Annotated in this window: 19 protein-coding genes; 13 read left to right on the top strand and 6 right to left on the bottom strand. The window is 63.5% G+C overall.

The genetic code is table 11. From position 1 onward, the window contains the following. Position 1: 1 nt before the first annotated feature. The 6 genes from CHC01_RS15225 (at position 2) to CHC01_RS15200 (ending at position 6,566) form a co-directional block, all read left to right on the top strand. Positions 2-1,366 carry an amidase gene (locus CHC01_RS15225; protein WP_089265105.1) on the top strand — a complete coding sequence of 455 codons (1,365 nt, stop codon included), beginning with the start codon at positions 2-4 and terminating at the stop codon, positions 1,364-1,366. 82 nt (positions 1,367-1,448) lie between these two features. Continuing rightward, positions 1,449-2,138 (top strand): DUF2848 domain-containing protein, encoded by a 690-nt coding sequence (locus tag CHC01_RS15220; protein ID WP_089265104.1) that lies wholly within the window; start codon positions 1,449-1,451, stop codon positions 2,136-2,138. A 259-nt stretch (positions 2,139-2,397) separates the two neighbouring features. Beyond that, positions 2,398-3,144, top strand: coding sequence for a 2OG-Fe(II) oxygenase (locus tag CHC01_RS15215; protein ID WP_089265103.1), 747 nt, complete (start codon positions 2,398-2,400; stop codon positions 3,142-3,144). A 21-nt stretch (positions 3,145-3,165) separates the two neighbouring features. Next, entirely contained in the window at positions 3,166-3,816 is a 651-nt protein-coding gene (alkB, locus tag CHC01_RS15210; RefSeq protein WP_089265102.1) for a DNA oxidative demethylase AlkB, read from the top strand. Between the two features lie 81 nt (positions 3,817-3,897). After that, positions 3,898-5,145, top strand: coding sequence for an MFS transporter (locus tag CHC01_RS15205; protein WP_089265101.1), 1,248 nt, complete (start codon positions 3,898-3,900; stop codon positions 5,143-5,145). A 203-nt stretch (positions 5,146-5,348) separates the two neighbouring features. Further along, a complete protein-coding gene (locus CHC01_RS15200) occupies positions 5,349-6,566 on the top strand; it encodes an ABC transporter substrate-binding protein (RefSeq protein ID WP_089265100.1) in 1,218 nt (405 codons plus the stop codon). 236 nt (positions 6,567-6,802) lie between these two features. On the opposite strand, the gene CHC01_RS15195 is transcribed toward CHC01_RS15200, so the two are convergent. The 6 genes from CHC01_RS15195 to hpaH all read right to left on the bottom strand — a co-directional run bounded on the left by CHC01_RS15195 (position 6,803) and on the right by hpaH (position 13,258). After that, positions 6,803-8,431 (bottom strand): thiamine pyrophosphate-dependent enzyme, encoded by a 1,629-nt coding sequence (locus tag CHC01_RS15195; protein ID WP_089265099.1) that lies wholly within the window; start codon positions 8,429-8,431, stop codon positions 6,803-6,805. A gap of 15 nt (positions 8,432-8,446) precedes the next feature. After that, positions 8,447-9,316, bottom strand: coding sequence for a fumarylacetoacetate hydrolase family protein (locus CHC01_RS15190; RefSeq protein WP_089265098.1), 870 nt, complete (start codon positions 9,314-9,316; stop codon positions 8,447-8,449). A gap of 28 nt (positions 9,317-9,344) precedes the next feature. Then, positions 9,345-10,328 (bottom strand): 3,4-dihydroxyphenylacetate 2,3-dioxygenase, encoded by a 984-nt coding sequence (gene hpaD, locus CHC01_RS15185; protein WP_089265097.1) that lies wholly within the window; start codon positions 10,326-10,328, stop codon positions 9,345-9,347. Between the two features lie 174 nt (positions 10,329-10,502). Next, positions 10,503-12,044 carry a 5-carboxymethyl-2-hydroxymuconate semialdehyde dehydrogenase gene (gene hpaE / locus CHC01_RS15180; protein WP_089265096.1) on the bottom strand — a complete coding sequence of 514 codons (1,542 nt, stop codon included), beginning with the start codon at positions 12,042-12,044 and terminating at the stop codon, positions 10,503-10,505. Next, positions 12,037-12,435: a 5-carboxymethyl-2-hydroxymuconate Delta-isomerase gene (locus CHC01_RS15175; protein WP_089265095.1), complete on the bottom strand. Its 399-nt coding sequence runs from the start codon at positions 12,433-12,435 to the stop codon at positions 12,037-12,039. The genes hpaE and CHC01_RS15175 overlap by 8 nt, the downstream gene beginning before the upstream one ends. 16 nt (positions 12,436-12,451) lie before the next feature. Then, complete coding sequence (gene hpaH, locus CHC01_RS15170) at positions 12,452-13,258, bottom strand: 2-oxo-hept-4-ene-1,7-dioate hydratase (protein ID WP_089265681.1); 807 nt, start codon at positions 13,256-13,258, stop codon at positions 12,452-12,454. Positions 13,259-13,395: 137 nt separating this feature from the next. On the opposite strand from hpaH, the gene hpaR reads away from it, so the two are divergent. The 7 genes from hpaR to CHC01_RS15135 all read left to right on the top strand — a co-directional run bounded on the left by hpaR (position 13,396) and on the right by CHC01_RS15135 (position 20,893). Next, positions 13,396-13,917, top strand: a complete 522-nt coding sequence (gene hpaR, locus CHC01_RS15165) for a homoprotocatechuate degradation operon regulator HpaR (protein WP_244558371.1) — start codon at positions 13,396-13,398, stop codon at positions 13,915-13,917. Positions 13,918-14,076: 159 nt separating this feature from the next. Then, complete coding sequence (locus tag CHC01_RS15160) at positions 14,077-15,225, top strand: ABC transporter substrate-binding protein (RefSeq protein ID WP_089265093.1); 1,149 nt, start codon at positions 14,077-14,079, stop codon at positions 15,223-15,225. A gap of 220 nt (positions 15,226-15,445) precedes the next feature. Further along, positions 15,446-16,321, top strand: coding sequence for a branched-chain amino acid ABC transporter permease (locus CHC01_RS15155; protein WP_089265092.1), 876 nt, complete (start codon positions 15,446-15,448; stop codon positions 16,319-16,321). Continuing rightward, entirely contained in the window at positions 16,318-18,096 is a 1,779-nt protein-coding gene (locus CHC01_RS15150; RefSeq protein WP_089265091.1) for a branched-chain amino acid ABC transporter ATP-binding protein/permease, read from the top strand. The genes CHC01_RS15155 and CHC01_RS15150 overlap by 4 nt, the downstream gene beginning before the upstream one ends. Then, positions 18,096-18,839, top strand: a complete 744-nt coding sequence (locus tag CHC01_RS15145) for an ABC transporter ATP-binding protein (protein ID WP_089265090.1) — start codon at positions 18,096-18,098, stop codon at positions 18,837-18,839. Before CHC01_RS15150 ends, CHC01_RS15145 begins: the two co-directional genes overlap by 1 nt. Before the next feature lie 51 nt (positions 18,840-18,890). After that, complete coding sequence (locus CHC01_RS15140; protein ID WP_089265089.1) at positions 18,891-19,976, top strand: malate/lactate/ureidoglycolate dehydrogenase; 1,086 nt, start codon at positions 18,891-18,893, stop codon at positions 19,974-19,976. 140 nt (positions 19,977-20,116) lie between these two features. After that, positions 20,117-20,893, top strand: a complete 777-nt coding sequence (locus CHC01_RS15135) for an HpcH/HpaI aldolase family protein (RefSeq protein ID WP_068735824.1) — start codon at positions 20,117-20,119, stop codon at positions 20,891-20,893. Positions 20,894-20,969: the final 76 nt, after the last annotated feature.

Raw genomic sequence — 20,969 nt, 5'->3', positions numbered from 1 at the left:
CATGAGCAACGACTTCCACCAGACCGCACCGACCCTCGCCAGCCTGGCCGCCGACCTTGCCGCCGGTCGCACCACCTCCCGCAAACTGGTCGAAGCCTGTCTGGCCAAAATCGCTGATCCGAACGGCGAGGGCGAGCGCACCTTCATTCACGTCGACAAGGACGCGGCACTGGCCGCCGCCGATGCCATGGATGCGCTGCGCAAGGCCAATGCCGCGCCGTCGCGCTTTGCCGGCATTCCGGTCTCCATCAAGGACCTGTTCGACATCAAGGGCCAGGTGACCCGCGCCGGTTCGCGCGCGCTGGACGACTCGGCGCCGGCCGATGCCGATGCGCCGACTGTCGCACGTCTGCGCCGCGCCGGTTTCGTGGTGATCGGGCGCACCAACATGGTTGAATTCGCCTATTCGGGCATCGGCACCAATCCGCATTACGGCACGCCGAAGGGGGCGTGGAAGCGCGAGGTTGGCCATGTGCCCGGCGGCTCGTCCTCCGGTGCCGCCGTCTCCGTGCTCGATGGCATGGCGCATGCGGCATTGGGTACCGACACCGGCGGTTCCTGCCGCATTCCGGCAGCCTTCAACGGCATCGTCGGCTACAAGCCGACCCAGCGCCGCGTGCCGCTCGACGGCGCGGTGCCGCTGTCCTTTACGCTCGACAGCGTCGGTCCGCTGGCGCGCTCGGTTGCCTGCTGCGCGGCCATGGATGCGGTGCTCGCCGGCGAGCCCGAATTTGAGCTTACCCCGCGCCCCATCAAAGGCATGCGTCTCGCGGTGCCGACGACGCTGGCGATGGACGATCTCGATCCGGTCGTCGCCTCGGCCTTCGAACGCGCGCTGAAGAAGCTCGCCGAGAAGGGCGCGATCATCGAGCGCATCGAAGTGCCTGAGTTCAACGACATCGCGCCGATGAGCACCAAGGGCGGCTTTACGGCGGCTGAGAGCTACGCCTGGCATCGCTATCTCCTGGCCAGCAAGGGTGACGTCTATGATCCCAGAGTCGCGCTGCGCATCCAGCGCGGCGAGACCCAGAACGCTGCCGACTATCTCGACCTCCTGCCGATGCGCCGTTCGTTGATCGCGCGCACCGAAAAGCGCATCGCGCCTTACGATGCGCTGGTGCTGCCGACCTGCGCGATCACGCCGCCGTCGATTGCCGACATGGAAGACGACAAGGTGTTCTCCAAGCAGAACCTGATGGCGCTGCGCAACTGCACGCTGATCAACATGATCGATGGCTGCGCCATCTCGCTGCCGATCCACGCAAAGGACGAAGCGCCTGTCGGGCTGATGCTGGCCGCCGCCGGCGGCTCCGACCATCGCATCTTCGAACTCGCCGCGGGGATGGAGACGCTCGTTCGTGGCTGATGTTTTCTAACCTCTCCCCGCTTGCGGGGAGAGGGAGCGCGACGCCGGAGCTCACTTTCAATTGCAAGCAAGGAAGAACCATATGACCACCGAGATCGCGTTCACGCTGGACGCAAAAGGCACCAAGTCGCCGCTGACGCTCAAGATCACCCAGGGCGTCATCGCCGGCTGGACCGGCCGCGATCCCGTCGCGCGCGATCATCACATCAAGGAACTCGAGGCGCTCGGCATCGCGCCGCCGGCCTCGACGCCGATCTACTACCGCTGCTCGGCCCGCCGCTTCACCACCGACGGCATGATCGAATGCACCGACGAGAATTCATCGGGCGAAGTCGAGTTCTGTCTGATCGCGTCGGGCGGCAAGACCTATGTCGGTGTCGGCTCCGACCACACCGACCGCAAGGTCGAGACCTACAACATCACCGTGTCGAAGCAGATGTGCGACAAGCCGATCGCGCCGGTCGTGTGGGAGCTCTCCGAGCTGCTTCCGCATTGGGACCAGATCATCCTGCGCTCCTGGGCCACTATCAAGGGCGAGAAGGTGCTGTATCAGGAAGGCCTGCTGAGCGGCATGCTGCCGGTGGCCGAGCTGATCAAGAAGGGCTTTGACAGCGACAAGCTGCCGGACGGCACCGCCATGTTTGGCGGCACCTTCGCCGCCAAAGGTGGCATCCGCCCGGCGGAGCGTTTCGATTACGAGATCGAAGACCCCGTGCTGAAGCGCAAGATCAGCCATGGCTATGATGTGAAGACATTGCCGGCGGTGGGGTAACCACCCGCTCGTCGTAGTCCGACACTCGTCATTCCGGGGCACGCGCGCATCTTCGCGCGCGTGAACCCGGAATCCCGACGTGTTTGGCTCCCGGAGACCCCCATGCCGAGATTCCGGGTTCGCGATCGCCAAGTGGCGCTCGCGCCCCGGAATGACATTGAGAGGCATCCGGAAATCGGGTGGCTTCACCCGCCCATCTCCCCAAAATGGCCAACAGGCCATGACACCTTGATCGCGGCCGGATGACGGAGGCGATGACATGGTTTCACTCGCGAAGAAGCGCCCGGAAAACAATGACGCCACGCCGCAGGCGCGTATCGACGCCATCGACTGGCAGCGCATCTCTGCCGAACTCGACGCCCAGGGCTGCGCGGTGTTCGAGAAACTGCTGACCGCCGATGAGTGCCGTCATCTCGCATCGCTCTATCCCGACGATTCCCGTTTCCGCAGCCGCATCGTCATGGGCCGCCACGGCTTCGGCCGCGGCGAATACAAGTATTTCAACTATCCGCTGCCCGATCCCATCGCCGGCCTGCGTCCGGCGCTTTACGGACCATTGAGCACGATCGCCAATCGCTGGAATGAGGCGATGGGGATCGACGTCCGCTTTCCCGCCGATCACGCCGCCTTCCTCAAGCGCTGCCATGAGGCGGGCCAGACACGGCCGACGCCGTTGCTGCTGCAATATGAAGCCGGCGACTATAACTGCCTGCATCAGGACCTCTATGGTGAGCATGTGTTTCCGTTGCAGGTCGCGATCCTGCTGTCGGCGCCACGTGAGGATTTCACCGGCGGAGAATTCGTGTTGACGGAGCAGCGTCCGCGCATGCAGTCGCGCGCCGAAGTGGTAGACTTGCGGCAGGGCGATGCCGTGGTGTTCGCCGTGCATCACCGGCCGGTTGCCGGCACGCGCGGCAGCTACCGCGTCAATCTCCGGCATGGCGTCAGCCGCGTGAAGTCGGGCCGGCGCCATACGCTCGGGGTGATCTTTCACGATGCGAAGTGATGGGACGACTGAACAACCGAGATGACCGACCTGTTCGCCGATATCAGGGATGACCAGCCCGCGTGTGAAGAGCTCGCCGAGGGGGCGGTGCTGCTGCGCAACTTCTTCGCCGCCGAACAGCCGGATGTAATCGCCGCGCTGCGTATGATCGTGAAGGCGGCGCCGTTCCGCCATCTGGTCACGCCGGGCGGTCACACCATGTCGGTCGCCATGACCAATTGCGGCCGTGTCGGGTGGGTGTCGGATCCCCGGGGCTATCGCTACGACCCCGTCGATCCCGACAGCGGTAAGCGATGGCCCGAGATGCCGGTGCCGTTTCGCGATCTCGCCGCGCGCGCGGCGGTTCAGGCCGGCTTCGAGGCCTTCGTGCCGGATGCCTGTCTCATCAATCGCTACAAGCCCGGTGCCAAACTCTCGCTGCACCAGGACAAGGACGAGCTGGATCTGCGCGCGCCCATCGTCTCGGTGTCGCTCGGCCTGCCGGCGACATTTCTGTTCGGCGGTCTCACCCGCAGCGCGCCGCAGAAGCGCTATCGTCTGACCCATGGTGATGTCGTGGTCTGGGGCGGCCCGTCGCGGCTGGTCTATCATGGCGTTGCGCCGCTGCCGGATGGCGAGCATCCGGTCATGGGCGGCCAGCGCATCAATCTGACCTTCCGCAAGACCTGTTGAACTGGACCTGTTGAGCGCTGCGCGTTGAACGCTTTCCTTGGCTGCCGCGACCATTCTATGGTCGGGCGGCGCGAGGGGACCATGAGCGAGCAGGAACGAACCGGCGCACAGGCCGCCACCAGCAATGCTGCGGGCGTCTATCTCGCCGTGCTGCAACTGGTCTTCACGCTCGGCTGGGTCACCTATGTGATCTATCTGCCGAAGCTCGCCGCCGATGTCGGCATTGCGCCGACCGTCGTGATCTTCATCTTGATGCTCGATCAGGCGATCTTCACCGTCACCGATACGGCGATGGGTCTGGTTGCCGACAGGATCGCGCGCGTGGTCGGGCGGCTCGGTCTCATTGTCGGCATCCTGACCGCGGTGTCCTGTGCAGCCTTCGTTGCGCTGCCTTTCGTTGCCGGGCAGGGACCGAAGGCGCAAGTCGCGCTGATCGCATTGATCGTGATCTGGTCGGCGACATCCTCCGCCTTGCGCGCGCCGCCGCTGACATTGCTCGGCAAATATGCCGCGCGCCCGTCGCGGCCGTTTCTCGCGGCATTGGCCATGCTCGGCTATGGCGTCGCCGGTGCGCTCGCGCCCTATCTTGGCGCGACATTGCGCGGCGTCGATCCGCGGCTGCCTTTCGTTCTTGCCGGCGTGGTTTTGCTGATCGTGACGCTGGCGCTGTCGCGCGTCGAGCGCGGCCTCGTGCAGGTCAGCGCGCGTGAAGCGAAGGCCTCGCCGGCGCAAGGCAAGGCGCTCGGCCGCATGCCGCAGCTCTTTATCGCTGCCATGGTCATTCTCGCGTTGGGCTTCCAGCTTCACTTCAGCATCAACAGCGCACCGATGTTCCTGCGCTTCGCCAAGCCGGCCGATCTAGAATGGCTGATGCCGATATTCTGGATCGGCTTCAGCATTGCGATGTTTCCGGCCAGCGCGGTGGTCAAGCGTCAGGGCGGAATCCTCGTCATCGGGGTAGCCGGATTGCTCGGCGCGCTTGCGGTGATCGGTGCCGAGTTCGCGCTTAATCTGAACATGCTGATCGCGGCGCAGTTCATCGCCGGCGCGGCATGGGGCTGCATGATGATGAGCGCGGTGTCGGCGGCGATGGCGATCGGCGAGACCGGCGCGGAAGGCAAGGTCATCGGTCTCGTCTTCTCGGCGTTCGCGCTCGCAACCTTCGCACGCATGGCCGCTGTCGCCGGCGGATTGCAGAAGCTGCCGGACTACGCGCCGTTGCTGCACTGGGCGCCCGTCGCATGCTGGGCGGTCGCCGGTGCTGGACTACTGGCGCTTGCTGCGGTTCGGCTGCAGCCAACTCGTCATTCCGGGGCGCGGGAAGCATAAGCCGGACGCGAACCCGGAATCCCGAGATGTTTTGCGCTGTAGGGACTCTCATGTCGAGATTCCGGGTTCGCGTCCGGCAAGGGCCGGCCGCGCCCCGGAATGACAGCGTGATGCAAGTTTAATCGATCGATTAAATTTCGCTGGCCAAGGCATTCGGCCGCTATTACGCTTTCCTCAATAAAAACCAGAACGAGGAAACGACAATGACCCGAATGGGCATATTGGCTGCCATTGCTGTTGCTTGCCTGAACGGTTCGGCGCTTGCCGACCCCATCACCAAGCCTCTCACCATCGCCGTACTGAACGACAAGAGTTCGGTGTTCTCCGACGCCGGCGGCACCGGCAGCGTGGTCGCGGCGCAGCTTGCGATCGACGATGTCGGCGGCAAGGTGCGCGGCCAGCCGGTGAAACTGCTCGGCCCGGATCATCAGAACAAGACCGATATCGGCGTGTCGCTGGCGCGCGATCTCTATGATCAGCAGGGTGTCGATGCGATCTTCGACATCGGCAATTCGGCGATCTCGCTGGCCGTGCAGAACATGGCGCGCGAGCGCGGCAAGGTGCTGGTGCATGTCGGCTCGGCCACGGCCGACGTATTCGGCAAGCAATGCGCGCCGACCGCTGCGATGTGGCTCTACGACACCTATTCGCTGGCGCAGGGAATCGCCAAGGCCGTGGTCAAGCAGGGTGGCGACACCTGGTATTTCATCACGGCGGATTACGCGTTCGGCATCGCCATGCAGGCGGAAGTCTCGAAAGTGGTGGAAGCCGCCGGCGGCAAGGTGCTCGGCGCGGTGAAACATCCGGTCGGCACGATGGATTTCTCGTCCTTCCTGCTGCAGGCGCAATCCTCCGGCGCCAAGGTGATCGCGCTCGCCAATGCGTCCGGGGACACCGTCACCAATATCAAGCAGGCGCGCGAATTCCAGATCGGTGAGGGCAAGCAGAAGCTCGCCGTGCTGATCTTCTATCTCACCTCGGTGAAGGCGCTCGGCTCCGAAGCCACGCAGGGCGTGCAATATCTCGAGGGCTATTACTGGGACAATGACGACAAGAGCCGCGAATTCGGCAAGCGCTTTATGGCCAAGCACGGCAAGATGCCGACCCATGCTCAGGCCGGCGTCTATAGCGCCGTGAAACATTATCTGCGCGCTGCGGAAGCCGCCAACGAGAATGACGGTCTGAAGGTGATGCGTCAGATGAAGGCGATGCCGGTCGACGACTTCTTCGCGCCGGGCGCCCGCGTGCGCGAGGACGGCCGGCTGATGAACGACATGCTGCTGGCAGAAGTGAAGAAGCCGTCGGAGGTCAAAGGCGAGTGGGACCTGCTCAGCATCAAGGGCAAGGTGAAGGCGGAAGACATCATGCGGCCGATTGCGGATGGCGGATGCACGCTGCTGGATCCGCCGGTGAAGCAGTAACGCGCTAACCTCTCCCCGCATTTGCGGGGAGAGGTCGACGCGCCTTTCGATGCGCAGCATCGAGGGGCGCGGCGGGTGAGGGGCATCCACTGCAGTTGCTGCGAACTATTCCTATCGGATCGCACATCTTCGACCCGACAGGTTGAGCATGTGTCGTCTTTCTTGCCTCGCCCCTCACCCGACCGTCTTCGCTGCGCTACGCCGGTCGACCTCTCCCCGCGCAGAGCGGGGAGAGGTTAAGAAGGCTTCTTCGGATGAATGAACGCCCACGGACTGACTTCCGAGTCGCGTGGCACGTCGATCGCGATCAGATATGGCCCGCCATCCGCGAGGGCCTTCTCCAGCGCCGGCTTGAATTCCGCCGGTGACGTCACCCTGATAGCACCGACGCCGAATGACTCCGCGAGCTTGACGAAATCCGGATTGACCAGATCGGCGGCCACTACGCGGCCGTCGAACACCTGCAACTGGTCGCGGCGGACATTGCCATAGGCATTGTTGTTGAACACCAGCGTCACCACGCCGATTTTGAACTGCACGGCCGTCGCCAGTTCCTGCACCGCGAACATGAAGCCGCCATCGCCAGTGATCGCCACGACCGGCCGGTCCGGCTGCGCGACCTTGGCGCCGAGCGCTGTGGGAAAGCCCGAGCCGAGCGTGCCCTGATAGCCCGAGGTGATGAAGGTGCGCGGCTGGTAGACCGGAAAGCCGAACCATGAGGTGAAGCCGACCTGCGACAGCTCGTCGGTGACGATGGCGTTGTCCGGCAGCACGTCGCGCAGGATGTCGAGATAGGCCATCTGTGGCTGGATCGCCTGGATATCCTTCTGCGCTTTCGCCGATGCCGCGCGGATCGTCTCGCGGCGGCCCGATGTCTTCGTATATCCGGCCTTGCTGACGGCGGCGACGAGCGCGCGCGTGCCTTCGGTCGCATCGGCAACGATCGGCGTATCAACCGTGAGCCGTCTGAATTCGACGGGATCGATATCGATGCGGATGGACTTGATGCCATCCGGCCGGAACGGCCAGCGAAACGTGGTCGGCAATTCCATCCGCGAGCCGATGCCGATCATGAGATCGGTCTGCGGCCACAGGTTATAGGCGGCGGCCATGGTGAGGCCGAGCTCATGGGCATTGCTGACGATACCGCGCCCCGAGCGGAACGCGACAACGGGCGCGTCGATCATCTCGGCGAGTGCGAGGATGTCGTCGCCTGCATCCATCGCGCCAGCACCGACGAAGATCATTGGCGCCTTGGCGGCCTTGATCAGCGCAGCGGCGGCCTTGATCCGATCAGGATCGGGCGAGGGCGCGGCGAAGGGTTCAAGCGTCGTCGCTGCGGCGGTTTCCGCGCGCTGCGTGAACACGTCCCATGGCATTTCCAGCGCCACGGGGCCGCGGCGGCCGGACATCATTTCCTGAAATCCGCGCGCCACTTTTGTCGGTGCGTCCGCGGGATAGTCGATGCGCTCGGCCCATTTGACGAAGCTACGCAGCGTCGCGAGTTGATCGGGCATTTCATGCAGATGACCGCGGCCCTTACCAAGGTAATCACTCGGCACCTGACCGGTGAGGCACATCACCGGCTCGTTGCAGCCGAAAGCGGTCAGCATTGCCGCGCTGGCATTGAGAATGCCGGGGCCGGGCACCACGCTGAACACGCCAGGCTTACCCGAGGCGCGGGCATAGCCGAAGGCCATATAGCCGCAGGCTTGTTCGTGGCGTGCGCCGATGACGTTCAGCTTCGCCTGATGAAAGGCATCGAACAGGCCATAGACCTGAGCGCCGGGCAGGCCGAACACCGTGTCGACGCCGTGCGCCTTGAGCCCGCTGACGATGGCTTCGCCACCGGTGAGAACAGTCATGCGTATTCCAATCCGTTAGTGTTCGTCGACGACGCCATTGCGCAGCGTGCCGATGCCGTCCGCCTTGATCTCGATCACATCGCCGGGCGCAAGATAGCGCGGCGGATCGAAGCGCGCGCCGGCGCCAGTCGGCGTGCCGGTAACGATCACGTCGCCGGGCACGAGAGTCGTGAAGGTCGAGATATAGCTCAGGAGATAGCGGAAGCCGAACATCAGCCGCGAGGTCCGATCGTCCTGCCGCAACTCGCCGTTGACGTGCGTGGTGAGGCGGATGTCAGCGATCTGGCTCTCGTCGTGATAAGGCACGATCCACGGCCCGAGGCTGCCGGTGGACTCGAAATTCTTGCCCTGGGTGACGTTGAACTTGGCGTGGCGCACCCAGTCGCGGATGGTGCCTTCGTTGCAGAGCGTCAGCGCGGCGATGTGGTCCAGCGCATCGCCCTCGGCGATGTGTCGCCCGGCCTTGCCGATCACCAGCACCACTTCGCCTTCATAGTCGAGCTGCCTGGATACGCGCGGCCGCACCAGCGGCGCCTCATGCCCGACGAAGGAGCGCGGCGTGCGCATGAACATCGAAGGATATTTCGGCGCGTCCTGACCGTCCTTGTATTCGGCGTTGCGGTCCGGATAGTTGACGCCGATGCAGATGATCTTTTCCGGGGCGGGGATCGGCGGCTGCCAGGTGATGCTCTCCAGTGCAAAATCCGCAGGCTGGTTGGCCGCGGCATCGGCGAGGCGATGCAAGGCGCCATGCGCGATGGCCTCGCGCAGCGTCGGATAATCCCCGCCGTAGCGCGCCGACAGATCGACGATCCCATCGTCAGTGACGGCGCCGTATTTCAGGGCTCCGTTGACGGTGAAGGTGGCGAGGCGGGAGTGGGTCATCGCGCGTGTTCCTCAGACTCTATTGTCATCAATCCGCAATCGTCACATCCGCTACAAACGCCGGCTCGCGCACCGCCTGCCCATTGAACGGTGATCCCTGTTCGAACCACGAGCGCGGCGCAGGGGCGCCCCACAGGGTCTGGCGGCGCGGGTCCTTCAGCGACCAGCGCAGCGGTTCGTGGTCGGTGTCCATGGTCTGATAGTCTGACGTGTAGAGTTCGAGGCGATGGCCGTCGGGATCCCTGACATAGAGGAAGAACGCATTGGAGATGCCGTGGCGGCCGGGGCCACGTTCGAGGTTCTTCAGATAGCCCGATGACGCCATCACGTCGCAGAGATGCAGGATGTTCATCGCGGTCGGCACCCAATAGGCGAAGTGGTGCAGCCGCGGCCCCTTGCCATTGGTGATGGCGAAGTCGTGCACATTGCCCTTGCGATGCATCCAGGCAGCGGCGATGCGGCCGCCTTCGCCGTCCTCCTCGCCATATTCGGTCAGCCGGAAGCCGAGCCGCGCATAGAAGTCGACGGTGTCCTGCACCTCGGCGGCGAAGACGTTGAAATGATCGAGCCGCTGCGGATGGCAACCCTTGTAGAGGTCGAAGCGGCGCAGCAGATGCGGACGCTTCTCCATGGTCGCATAAAGTTCGATCTGGAAGCCGAACGGATCGGTGACATGCATCGTACGGCCCTGAAACGGGCGCTCGACGAAGGAATAGGTGATGCCGTTGGCGGCGAACCAGGCGGCGGCCTTGTCGAGATCGTTCTCGCTGGCGACGCGAAAGCCCAGCCGATGGCAGGCTGATGTTGCCGCCTTGCGCAGCACCAGCGAGTGATGCTGGTGCTCCTCGACGGCGCGCAGATAGACGGTGTCGCTGTCGGCGTCCTCGACATGCAGGCCGACCGCGTTCTCATAGAATGCGCGGCTGGCCTTGAGATCAGTGACATCCAGCACGACATGGCTGGAGCGCAGGATGTTGAAGGGCGGATCGAACACGTGGGTCGGCACGGGCATGGGCGTTTCCTGCGTTTTTATCTCGTCATTCCGGGGCGCGTGCGCACTAGCGCACGTGAACCCGGAATCCCGATATGTTCATCACTTCTCGATGCCGGGCGGTTCAGAGGGGGATGAACCGCACGAGATTCCGGGTTCACGTGCGTAAGGGCGCACGTGCCCCGGAATGACAGTCTAGATACCAAGTCTCTGTATCTTATGCGTCCCGCGCGCCAGCGAGATGTGTTTGGTTTCCATATAAAACTCGAACGAATAATCCCCGCCATCCCTTCCGATGCCGGAGGCTTTCATGCCGCCGAATGGCGTCGGCAGGTGGCGGACATTTTCCGAATTGAGCCAGATCATGCCGGCCTCCAGCGCGTCGGCCACGCGCAGCGCACGGCCCACATCATTGGTCCAGACATAGCCGGTGAGGCCGTATTGCACGGCGTTGGCGATTTCGATGGCTTCGGCTTCGTTGCCGAACGGGATCACCGTGAGGAACGGGCCGAACACTTCTTCCTGTGCCACGCGCATGTCCTTGCGCGCGCCGGTCACCAGCGTCGGCTGCACGTAATGACCGCCGCCGGGGCCGTCATAAGGCTTGCCGCCGACGGCGATAGTCGCGCCGTCCTGCCGCGCGATGTCGAAATAGCTGCACACCTTGGCATGATGCCGCTCATGGATCAGCGGGCCGACTTCGGTTCTGGGATCGAGCGGATGCCCGACCTTCAGTGCCTGCACGCGGGCCGTGAGCTTCTCGATGAATGTATCGGCAATGCTCGCCTGCACCAGCAACCGGCTGGACGAGGTACAGCGCTCGCCATTCAGCGAGTAGATCATGAACACCACGGCATCGAGCGCGCGGTCCAGATCGGCGTCATCGAATACGATCACCGGATTCTTGCCGCCGAGTTCGAAATGCACGCGCTTCAGCGTCGGCGCGCCCTGCGCCATGATCGCGGAACCGGTGGCGCTTTCGCCGACAAATGCGATGGCCTTGATAGCGGGGTGCTCGGTCAGCGCCTTGCCGGATTCTTCGCCGAAGCCGTGCACGGTGTTCAGCACGCCGTCGGGAAGTCCGGCCTGTTTGGCAAGCTTCGCCAGCAGGTCAGCCGTGACCGGCGACCATTCCGCCGGCTTGTGCACCACCGTGCAGCCGGCCGCCAGCGCCGGCGCGATCTTCCAGGTGGACAGCATGAACGGAGTGTTCCACGGCGTGATGACACCGACCGGGCCGATCGGCACGCGAGTCGAGACATTCCAGTGCTCATCGGCCGGCATGTTCAGGCCGTCGCGCGCCTCCAGGCATTTGTCGGCATAGAAGCGGAAATTCTCGGCGCCGCGGATCGCGGCCTTGGCCATGAAGCGATGCGCCTGGCCAGTATCGATACATTCCAGCACGGCGATGTCGTCGGCATTGTCCTCGATGGCATCGGCGACGCGATGCAGCAGCTTCTTGCGCGCGGTCGGCGCCATGTCGCGCCATTCTTTGAAGGCGCGCTGGGCGGCCTTGGCGGCTTTGTCGATATCCGCTGCCGTGCCGCGCGCGACCTGTGCCAGCACGGTGCCATCGATGGGCGACGTCGTTTCGAACACCTCACCCGACGATGACGGCACGATCCGGCCATCGATAATATTGCCGATACCGTCGACCGAGAGCTTCTTCAGCAGCGGCGCGGCGCGCTCGGTGTTGGCCTGAAGGACGGCGGCGGGATCGGCAGGGGTCTTAGCCATTGTTGGCCTCGGCTTTCAGCAGGTCGTGAATGGGATTGCGCTTCCAGCTGGTCGCGCTGTCATTGATCTGCATGTCGAAGGACAATGCGAATCTGCCGGACGCAAAGACGTTGTCGAGATGGGTCGAGACCACATCGAAGATATGCGCACCGGCCGTCTGGCGAGCCTCGAGCGACCGGCCTTCGCCGATCCGCAGCAGAATATCGAGAAAGCTGAGGCCGGCGCGGCCGTCGGCGATGGCATAATGCTCGCAGCGGATCGCGCGGACGCGGATGCCGCCGAGCGGAAAGATGCCGGTCTGCACCGCAGCATTGCGGATGACCTCGCAGAGCGCGCTGATATCGATCGCGCCGTCGAGATTGGCCGAATATTCGATGGTGAAATGCGGCATGGTGCGTGATCCCTGTTCAGCCGAAGTAGCAGCTCACGGTGCCCCATGGGCCATAGTCCGCCTGGATCGTGTCGCCTTTGCGGGTCTCGATGGGGCGAATGAACGAGCCGGCGAGAACGACCTGACCGGGTTCCAGCGCTAGCCCATGCGGCGCGATCTTGTTGGCCAGCCAGGCGACGCTGGTGGCGGGGTGATTGAGCACGCCGGCGGCGAGGCCGGTTTCTTCGAGCTGGCCGTTGCGGTGGCACATGGCGCCGACCCAGCGCAGATCGGTCTCCAGCGGCCGCATCGGCCGGCCGCCGAGCACGATGCCGGCATTGGCGGCGTTGTCGGCGATGGTGTCGAAAATCTTTCGCGTGGCTTTCGTCGCCGCATCGACGCGCTCGACGCGCGTGTCGAGGATCTCCAGCGCCGGGACCACGAAGTCGGTGGCATTGAGCACATCGAACATCGTGCAATCAGGCCCTTCGAGCCGTGTCTTCATCACGAAAGCCAGTTCGGCCTCGACGCGGGTTGCGATGAAGCGATCGGTGGGAACGATGCCGCCATCGGCGAAGAACATGTCGTCGAGCAGCACACCGGAATCCGGCTCGTCGATATTCAGCGCGCTCTGCATCGCCTTGGAGGTGAGGCCGATCTTGTGGCCGCGCACCACGCGGCCTTCACCGATCTTGATTGCAATCCAGGCTTTCTGGATCGCGTAGGAATCGTCGATGGTGATGCCGGGATGATCCAGCGACAGTTGCCGGATCTGCGTCCGCGTCTTCTCGGCGTGATGCAGGCGCTGCGCAGCGCTTGATATGTCTGAAGAGGTGAGTGCCATCGCGTCGTCATCCCGCGCAGAAAAGCCGCGCGGAAAAGTGATTAACATGTTAAGTTGTTGCGATCAAACCCCGGCCGTGACAATTCGATTGTGCGTTGCACACTGGGATGCGCCAGAATCATTCTATAGAGGCGACCATGACGACAGCATCAAAGCCACGGACCGCCGCCAAGTCCGTCGCTAAAATCCCCATGCGCGACTTCTCGCAGTCGCTGCCGATGTCGCTGCTGCGAACGCGGGAATCGGTGATGCGACATTTCCGCCCGTCGCTGCGGGCGCATGATCTCACCGAACAGCAATGGCGCATCCTGCGCGCGCTCGCGGCATCGGGCGAGATCGAGGTGACGGAACTCGCGCGTGTCGCCTTCCTGCTGGGGCCGAGCCTGTCGCGCATCCTGCGCGATCTCGAAGGGCGCAAGCTGATCGAGCGGCGCTTGCTGAAGGCCGATTTGCGCCGCAGCATTGTTTCGATCACGTCAAAGGGATTTAAATTGATCGAAGCTGTCGCGCCCACATCGGAGGCAATCTACGCCGAGATGACGAAGCGCTTCGGCGCGCGCAAATTGTCGGACCTGCAGGCTTTGTTGCATGAGCTGGAAGCCGCGCTGCTGGCCATGCCTGCTGCCGATGGCGCGGAAGACGATGACGCTGGTGAATAACTGATCTGCATATTTTTGCGGCAAGGCCGTCGCACGTCACGCGAGCGTTAATTCGTCGTACGAATTTCGCTGGGCTGTAGACAGGAGAAGAATTTTTCGCTCAACTCCCGCCATCAAAAGAAGGCTGGCGCCCAAGTCCGGCCTCTTAGGGAGAGAACGATGACGCTCACGAGACGTGGATTCACGGCAGGATTGGCCGCTGGTCTGACCGCCCCCTACATTATTGGCAGCGCGCGCGCCCAGGGCGGCGGAACGATCAAGATCGGCATGTGCGCGCCGATTACGGGACCGGCGGCGGAAGCGGGCAAATATGCGACCGGCGGCGCCAAACTCGCAGTCGAGGCCATCAACAAGGCGGGCGGCATCCTCGGCAAACAGATCGAACTGATCATCGAGGACGACCAGACCACCAATCCCGGCATCGTGCTGGCCTTCTCCAAGCTCGCTGCCAATCCCGACATCGTCGGTTTCCTCGGTTCGATCCGCTCGACTCAGGTGCATGCGATGGCGCCCGACGTGCTCAAACTCGGCAAGCCGGTGATGTTCGGCGGCACCGATCCGAACCTCACCAAGCTCGGCAATCCCTGGCTGTTCCGTTTCCGTCCGAATGACAGCTATTCCGGCCGCGTCATCGCCGAATACGGCGTCAAGAATCTCGACAAGAAGAAGTGGGCCGTGCTGCATTCGACCGATGCCTTCGGCACCGCGGGCGGCAAGGCACTGACCGAAGCGCTCGGGCCGCTGGGTGCAACCGTCGCGCTCGATCAGGGCTATGCCAATCAGAGCCAGGATTTCACGCCGGTCGTGCTCGCGATCAAGCAGTCCGGCGCCGACATTCTCGGCTCATACTTCACCTTCGAAAACGATCTCGGCATTTTTGCCCGTCAGCTCCGTCAGCTCGGCGTCAACATTCCGTGGGTCGGCTCACCCTCGATCGTCAACGTCACCGCGTTGAAGCTCGCCGGTCCCGCGCTCTACGGCACCTATGGCGTCGCCGATTACGCGGAAGATTCCTCCGAGGCGTCGAAGGCCTTCGGCAAGGCTTACCGCGATGCCTACAAGGTTGCACCGGATAACCAGAGCTCCTGGCCATATGATGCGATCAACGTGCTGGCAACGGCGATCAAGAATGCCGGCTCGACCGATCCGCAGAAGATCCGCGAGGCGATCCTCACGGTCAAGAAATATCCGGGAGCCGAAGGCGAATACAACTTCGACAAGAACGGCGACGGTCTGCACGGCTACAACATCGTGAAGAACGAGAAGGGCAACATCGTCTTCGACAAGCACATCGAATTCGATAACTGACGGTGAGGGCCGTCGTCCGACGGCCTTCACCGTCATCCCGGGGCACGCGCGTCTTTGCGCGTGAACCTCAGCCACTCCAATTGGAGTGGCGGGGGATCCCAGAATGTTCAGCGCCCGTTGCCACGCACACCATGTCGGGATTCCGGGTTCGTCCGCCAGACGGCTTCGCCGCTGTCGTCCGCCCCGGAATGACGAGTAACCCTCCCACCGAGCACGCCTGATGGATCTGGTACTGCAGTTACTGTTTACGGGAATCGGCATCGGCGCCGTCTATGCGCTGGTTGCGCTGGGCTTCGTGCTGATCTTCCGGGCGACAAATGTCGTCAATTTCGCGCAGGGCGAGTTCTCGATGGTCGCCGCCTATCTCATGGTGGTCTGCGCCGTCGATCTGGAACTGCCTTACTGGCTGTCCTTCATCATTGCGCTCGCCGGCATGGCGGTCATCGGCGTCATCTTCAATCTCGGCGTCTATTATCCGCTGCGCCACCGCACCTATCTGCCTGTCATCATCGCCACCATCGGCGCCTCGATCCTGATGGCCAATGGCGTGCTGGCGCTGTATGGCCCGCAGCCGCAGGTGCTGCCGGGCTGGTTCGATACGCCCGGCATCCAGCTCGGTCCGGTCTATCTCGACAGCCAGTATCTGCTGATCATCGTGGTCACCATCGCGCTGGTGATCTTCAACTACTGGTTCTTCGAACACACGATGATCGGCAAGAAGCTGCAGGCGACCTCGCAGGACAAGGAGATGGCGTCGCTGCTCGGTATTTCCGTCTCGACCATGATCATGGTCACCTTCATCTATTCGGCCGTGCTCGGCGGTCTCGCCGGGCTTCTGGTTGCGCCGATCCTGTTCGTGTCGATCCAGATGGGCTCCACCATCGCGCTGAAGGCGTTTGCAGCCACCATCATCGGCGGCTTCGGCGATGTCACCGGCGCCATCATCGGCGGTCTCGCGCTCGGCATCATCGAGACATTCGGCGCCGCCTATATCTCTGTGCCCTACAAGGATGGCTTCGCCTTCCTCGTGCTGGTGCTGTTCCTGGTGTTCCGTCCGCAGGGCATCTTCGGCGAACGTGTCGCGGAGAAAGCATGAGCACCTCCAGCGACAACATCCCGGCAGTGGTCATCACGCGTCCGAAGCCGCTGCTGCTGCGTCACGCGCCGTATTTCATCGGCGCGGCTATCGTGGTCTTCCTCGCCGCGTCGATGCAGTTCGATGGCTACATTCTCAACATCCTGATGCAGGCCACCACTTTCGCCATCGCCGTGTTCGGCCTGTCGGTGGTGCTCGGCCTGTGCGGCCAGATCAACCTGGCGCAGGCGGCATTCTTCGGCTTCGGCGCCTATGCGGTCGGCATCGGCACCACGGACTATCAGCTCAGCTACTGGCTGTGTCTGGTGGCGGGCTGCGTGATGGCACTGGTCGCCGGCGCGGTGCTCGGCCTGTCGACGCTGCGGCTCGGCGGCCATTACCTCGCGATGGTGACGATCTCGTTCCAGCAGATCGTCACGCTGGTGATGATCAATGCGATCTGGCTCACCAAGGGGCCGGACGGCGTGTCGAAGATCGGCCGCCCGTCGCTGTTCCTGTCGTCGCAGTCCTATCTCGCCTTCTGCGTGGCGATGCTGGCGCTGGTCGGCTACATCGTCTGGCATCTGCCGGAGACGCGGCTCGGCCGCGCCATGCGCGCGGTGCGCGACAATGAACTCGCAGCCGGCGTCAACGGCATCGATGTGTTCCGCACCAAGGTTTATGCCTTCGCCATATCGGCCGTGCTCGGCGGGCTCGGCGGCGGTCTGTTCGCCGGCGGCTTCGCCTATATCTCGCCGGATCAGTTCTCCTTCGCCGAATCCATCGTGTTCCTGACCATGTCGCTGCTCGGCGGCGTGGCGTCGCCGATCGGCTCCGCCATCGGCACGGGTCTTCTGATCCTGATTCCGGAATGGCTGCGCTTCCTCAAGAGCGTGCCGGGCCTCTATCTCGCCATCTACGGCCTGTCGGTGATCCTGATCATCCGCTTCATGCCCGACGGCATCTGGGGCTTCGTCACCGCGGCCTATGATCGCATGCGCAGCAGCAAGAAGGTGGCCGTGACCAGCGCGCCGCTGCAGCTCAAGCCGGCCGCGACCGGTGGTGACATGGTGCTCGAAGTCACCGGCCTGTCGAAACATTTCGGCGGGTTGAAAGCTGTCGATCAGGTCGACATATCCGTGCGTCGCGGCGGCGTGCATGCGCTGATCGGTCCCAACGGCTCCGGCAAGACCACGACGCTGAACGTGCTCTCGGGTCTCTACAACGCGACCTCCGGCAAGGTGGTGCTGGACGGCACCGACGTCACCACGATGCCGCCGCATCTGCGCGCAGCAGCGGGGCTCGGCCGCACCTTCCAGAACATCCGCCTGTTCCGCTCGATGACCGCACTGGAAAACGTCATCATCGGCGCCGAGCGTCCGGGCAATACGCTGACCGGCAAGGGCGATGAAGCCGCGCTGACCGAGCGGGCGCTGGCGGCGCTCACTTTCGTCGGCCTCGGCCCGCGCGCCATGGAGCTGATCTCCAGCTTCTCCTACGGCCATCAGCGCCTGATCGAGATCGCGCGCGCATTGGCGGCGAATCCGACGCTGCTGTTGCTGGACGAGCCCGCTGCCGGCCTCAATTCGACCGAGAAGCTCGAACTGCATGAACTGCTCAAGCGCATCGCCGCGCAGGGGCTGACCATCCTGATCATCGATCACGACATGACGCTGGTGTCGGAAGCAGCGCAGCACATCACCGTGCTGAATTTCGGACGGCGCATTGCCGATGGCGAGTCGATGGCGGTGCTGCGCCATCCCGATGTCGTCTCGGCCTATCTCGGAACAGACTGATGCCGCTGCTTGAAATCAACGATCTCAATGTCCGCTACGGCGAAATCGTCGCGCTCCGCGGTGTGTCGTTCAATGTCGAGGAAGGGCAGGTGGTGACGCTGCTCGGTGCCAATGGCGCCGGCAAGTCGACCACGCTGCGTGCGATCTCGGGTCTCGCCAAGCCGGCCTCGGGCGACATCCTGTTCGACGGCAAGTCGATCGCAGGTTTGGGCCCGGAAGCCATCGTGCGGATGGGCATCTCCCATGTGCCGGAGGGCAGGCGGGTGTTTCCCGGCCTGACGGTGAAAGAGAACATCATGCTCGGCGGCTCCAATCGCAAAGCGAGCAAGGCCGAGCTCTCGCGCGAAGCCGACGCGATGTTCGATCTGTTTCCCGACATACGGAAATTCTCTGGTGCGCTCGGCTGGACGCTGTCCGGTGGTCAGTTGCAGATGGTCGCGGTCGCCCGCGGCCTGATGGCCAAGCCGCGGTTGCTGCTGCTGGACGAGCCCTCCCTCGGCCTCGCGCCGGTCATCGTGCAGGCGGTGTTCCGCATCATTACGGAAATTCGGCTGTCCACCACGGTCTTGCTTGTGGAGCAAAATGCGCGCATGGGACTATCCGTCGCCGATCAGGGTTACGTGCTGGAAACCGGCCGTATCGTGCTTGGCGGCAAGCCGGAGGATCTCTGGGCCAACGAGGCCATCGCGGCCGCCTATCTCGGCGGTCATGGCAAACCTGCAGCGGGTCTTGCGGCCCATTGAGGGCTTGCACCGACGGCCTCGCTGCCCATCAACAAGGACGAATGTCCCGCCATGGTTACAGTTCAAGTCAATAAGCTCATCGATTTCGTTGCCGACGTGTTCGCCCATGCCGACTCTTCTCCGGAAGAAGCCCGGCGCATCGCGACCTATCTCACGACAGCGAACCTCACCGGCCATGACAGCCACGGCGTCATCCGCGTGCCCGTCTATATCCGCTGGCGCAATAACGGGATGATCACCCCGAACCAGACCATCGAAATCCCCGTCGATACGCCGTCGCTCGCCGTCGTCGATGGCCGCTTCGGCTATGGCCAGACGGTCGGCCCGCAGGCGGTCAAGCTCGGCATCGAGAAGTGCAAGGCGGCCGGTCTCTCCGCCATCGCCACCAAGAATTCCGGTCACATCGGCCGCATCGGCGACTGGGCCGAGATGGCCGCGGCCGAGGGCCTGGTCTCGATCCATTTCGTCACCGCGGCAGGCTCCGTGCTGGTCGCGCCCTATGGCGGCGTCGAGCGCCGTCTGTCCACCGCTCCCTATTGCGTCGGCATTCCGCGTCCCGGACAGATGCCGGTGGTGCTCGATTTCGCGACCTCGGTCGTCGCCGAAGGTAAGGTGCTGGTCGCCTCGCGCGGTGGCAAGAAGCTGCCGAAGGGCGCGCTGATCGCTCCCGATGGCACGCTGAGCGAAGATCCGGCACTGCTCTACGGCCCGCATGAGATGCAAGGTCCGCGCGATCACTCCAAGGGCACCGGCGCGATCCGCGCCTTCGGCGATCACAAGGGCTCCGGCCTCGCATTGATCTGCGAACTGCTCGGCGGAGCGCTCACCGGCAACGGTGCCACCAAGTATGATCGGCCTTTCGCCAATGGCATGTTCTCGATCTATATCGATCCGAAGGTCATCGACCCCGCGAACTTCTTCGACGGCGAAGTCGCGCGCTATGTCGACTTCTTCAAGAGCGCCAAGCCGGCCGCCGGCGTCGATGCCGTTCTGATCCCCGGCGACAACGAGGCCAAGACTCGTGCCGAGCGCACTGCGAATGGCGTGCCATTGCCGGATGAGACCTGGGCTGCCATCGTGCAGACCGCCCGCGACGTCGGCGTCAGCGAAGACGCCGTGAAGAAGGCGACGTCGTAGTCATGCGTCACGCAACACTCACCGTCGTCATGCCCGGGCTTGTCCCGGGCATCCACGTCTTTACTATCAATCACTGAAAAGGCGTGGATGGCCGGGACAAGCCCGGCCATGACGTCTCATGAAGAGCGGAGGAAATATCGATGGCAAACAAAGTCAAGGAAATCTGGAAGGCGGGCAAGGTCGCCGTCAACGGCTGGCTCGCGATTCCGTCGGGCTTCTCTGCCGAAGTGATGGCGCAGTGCGGTTTCGACAGCGTCACCGTCGATATCCAGCACGGCGTGCAGGACTACATGTCGATGGTGGAGTGCTTCCAGGCGATGGGTGCGCATCCGGTGACGCCGATGGTCCGCGTGCCATGGAACGAGCCCGGCATCATCGGCAAGGTGCTCGACGGCGGCGCTTACGGCGTGATCTGCCCGATGGTCAACACCAAGGAAGAAGCCGAGAATTTCGTGCAGTACTGCAAGTATCCGCCGCGCGGCACCCGCAGCAACGGTCCGATCCGCTCCGGCATGTATGGCGGCGCCGGCGACTACCAGAAGACGGCGAACGCCGACATCATCTGCCTGCCGATGCTGGAAACCAAGACCGCGGTCGATAACATGGAAGCCATTCTTGATGTCGAAGGCATCGACGGCGTCTATGTCGGCCCAAGCGATCTCGGCTTCTCCTATGGCCTCGTGCCGAAGCTCGATCGCGAGGAGCCGGAGATCCTCAAGATCTACGACAAGCTCATCAAGGAATGCGACAAGCGCGGCCTCAATCCCGGCATCCATTGCTCGGGCCCGGTCGGCGCCGCCAAGAACATCGGCATGGGCTTCAAGCTGGTGACACTGCTCAACGACAGCGGCATTCTCGCCACCGGCGCGAAGAGCTGGGTCAACGACACCCGCAAGGGCTCGGGCGGCAAGGCGTAACGCCACAGGCTCTCTTCCCTCTCCCCTTGTGGGAGAGGGTGGATCGCCGCGAAGCGGCGAGACGGGTGAGGGGTAG

The sequence above is a fragment of the Tardiphaga sp. OK246 genome (assembly GCF_900188215.1).
In the GTDB taxonomy this organism is placed as follows: Bacteria; Pseudomonadota; Alphaproteobacteria; order Rhizobiales; family Xanthobacteraceae; genus Tardiphaga; species Tardiphaga robiniae.
This window is presented reverse-complemented; position numbering and strand designations above follow the sequence as displayed.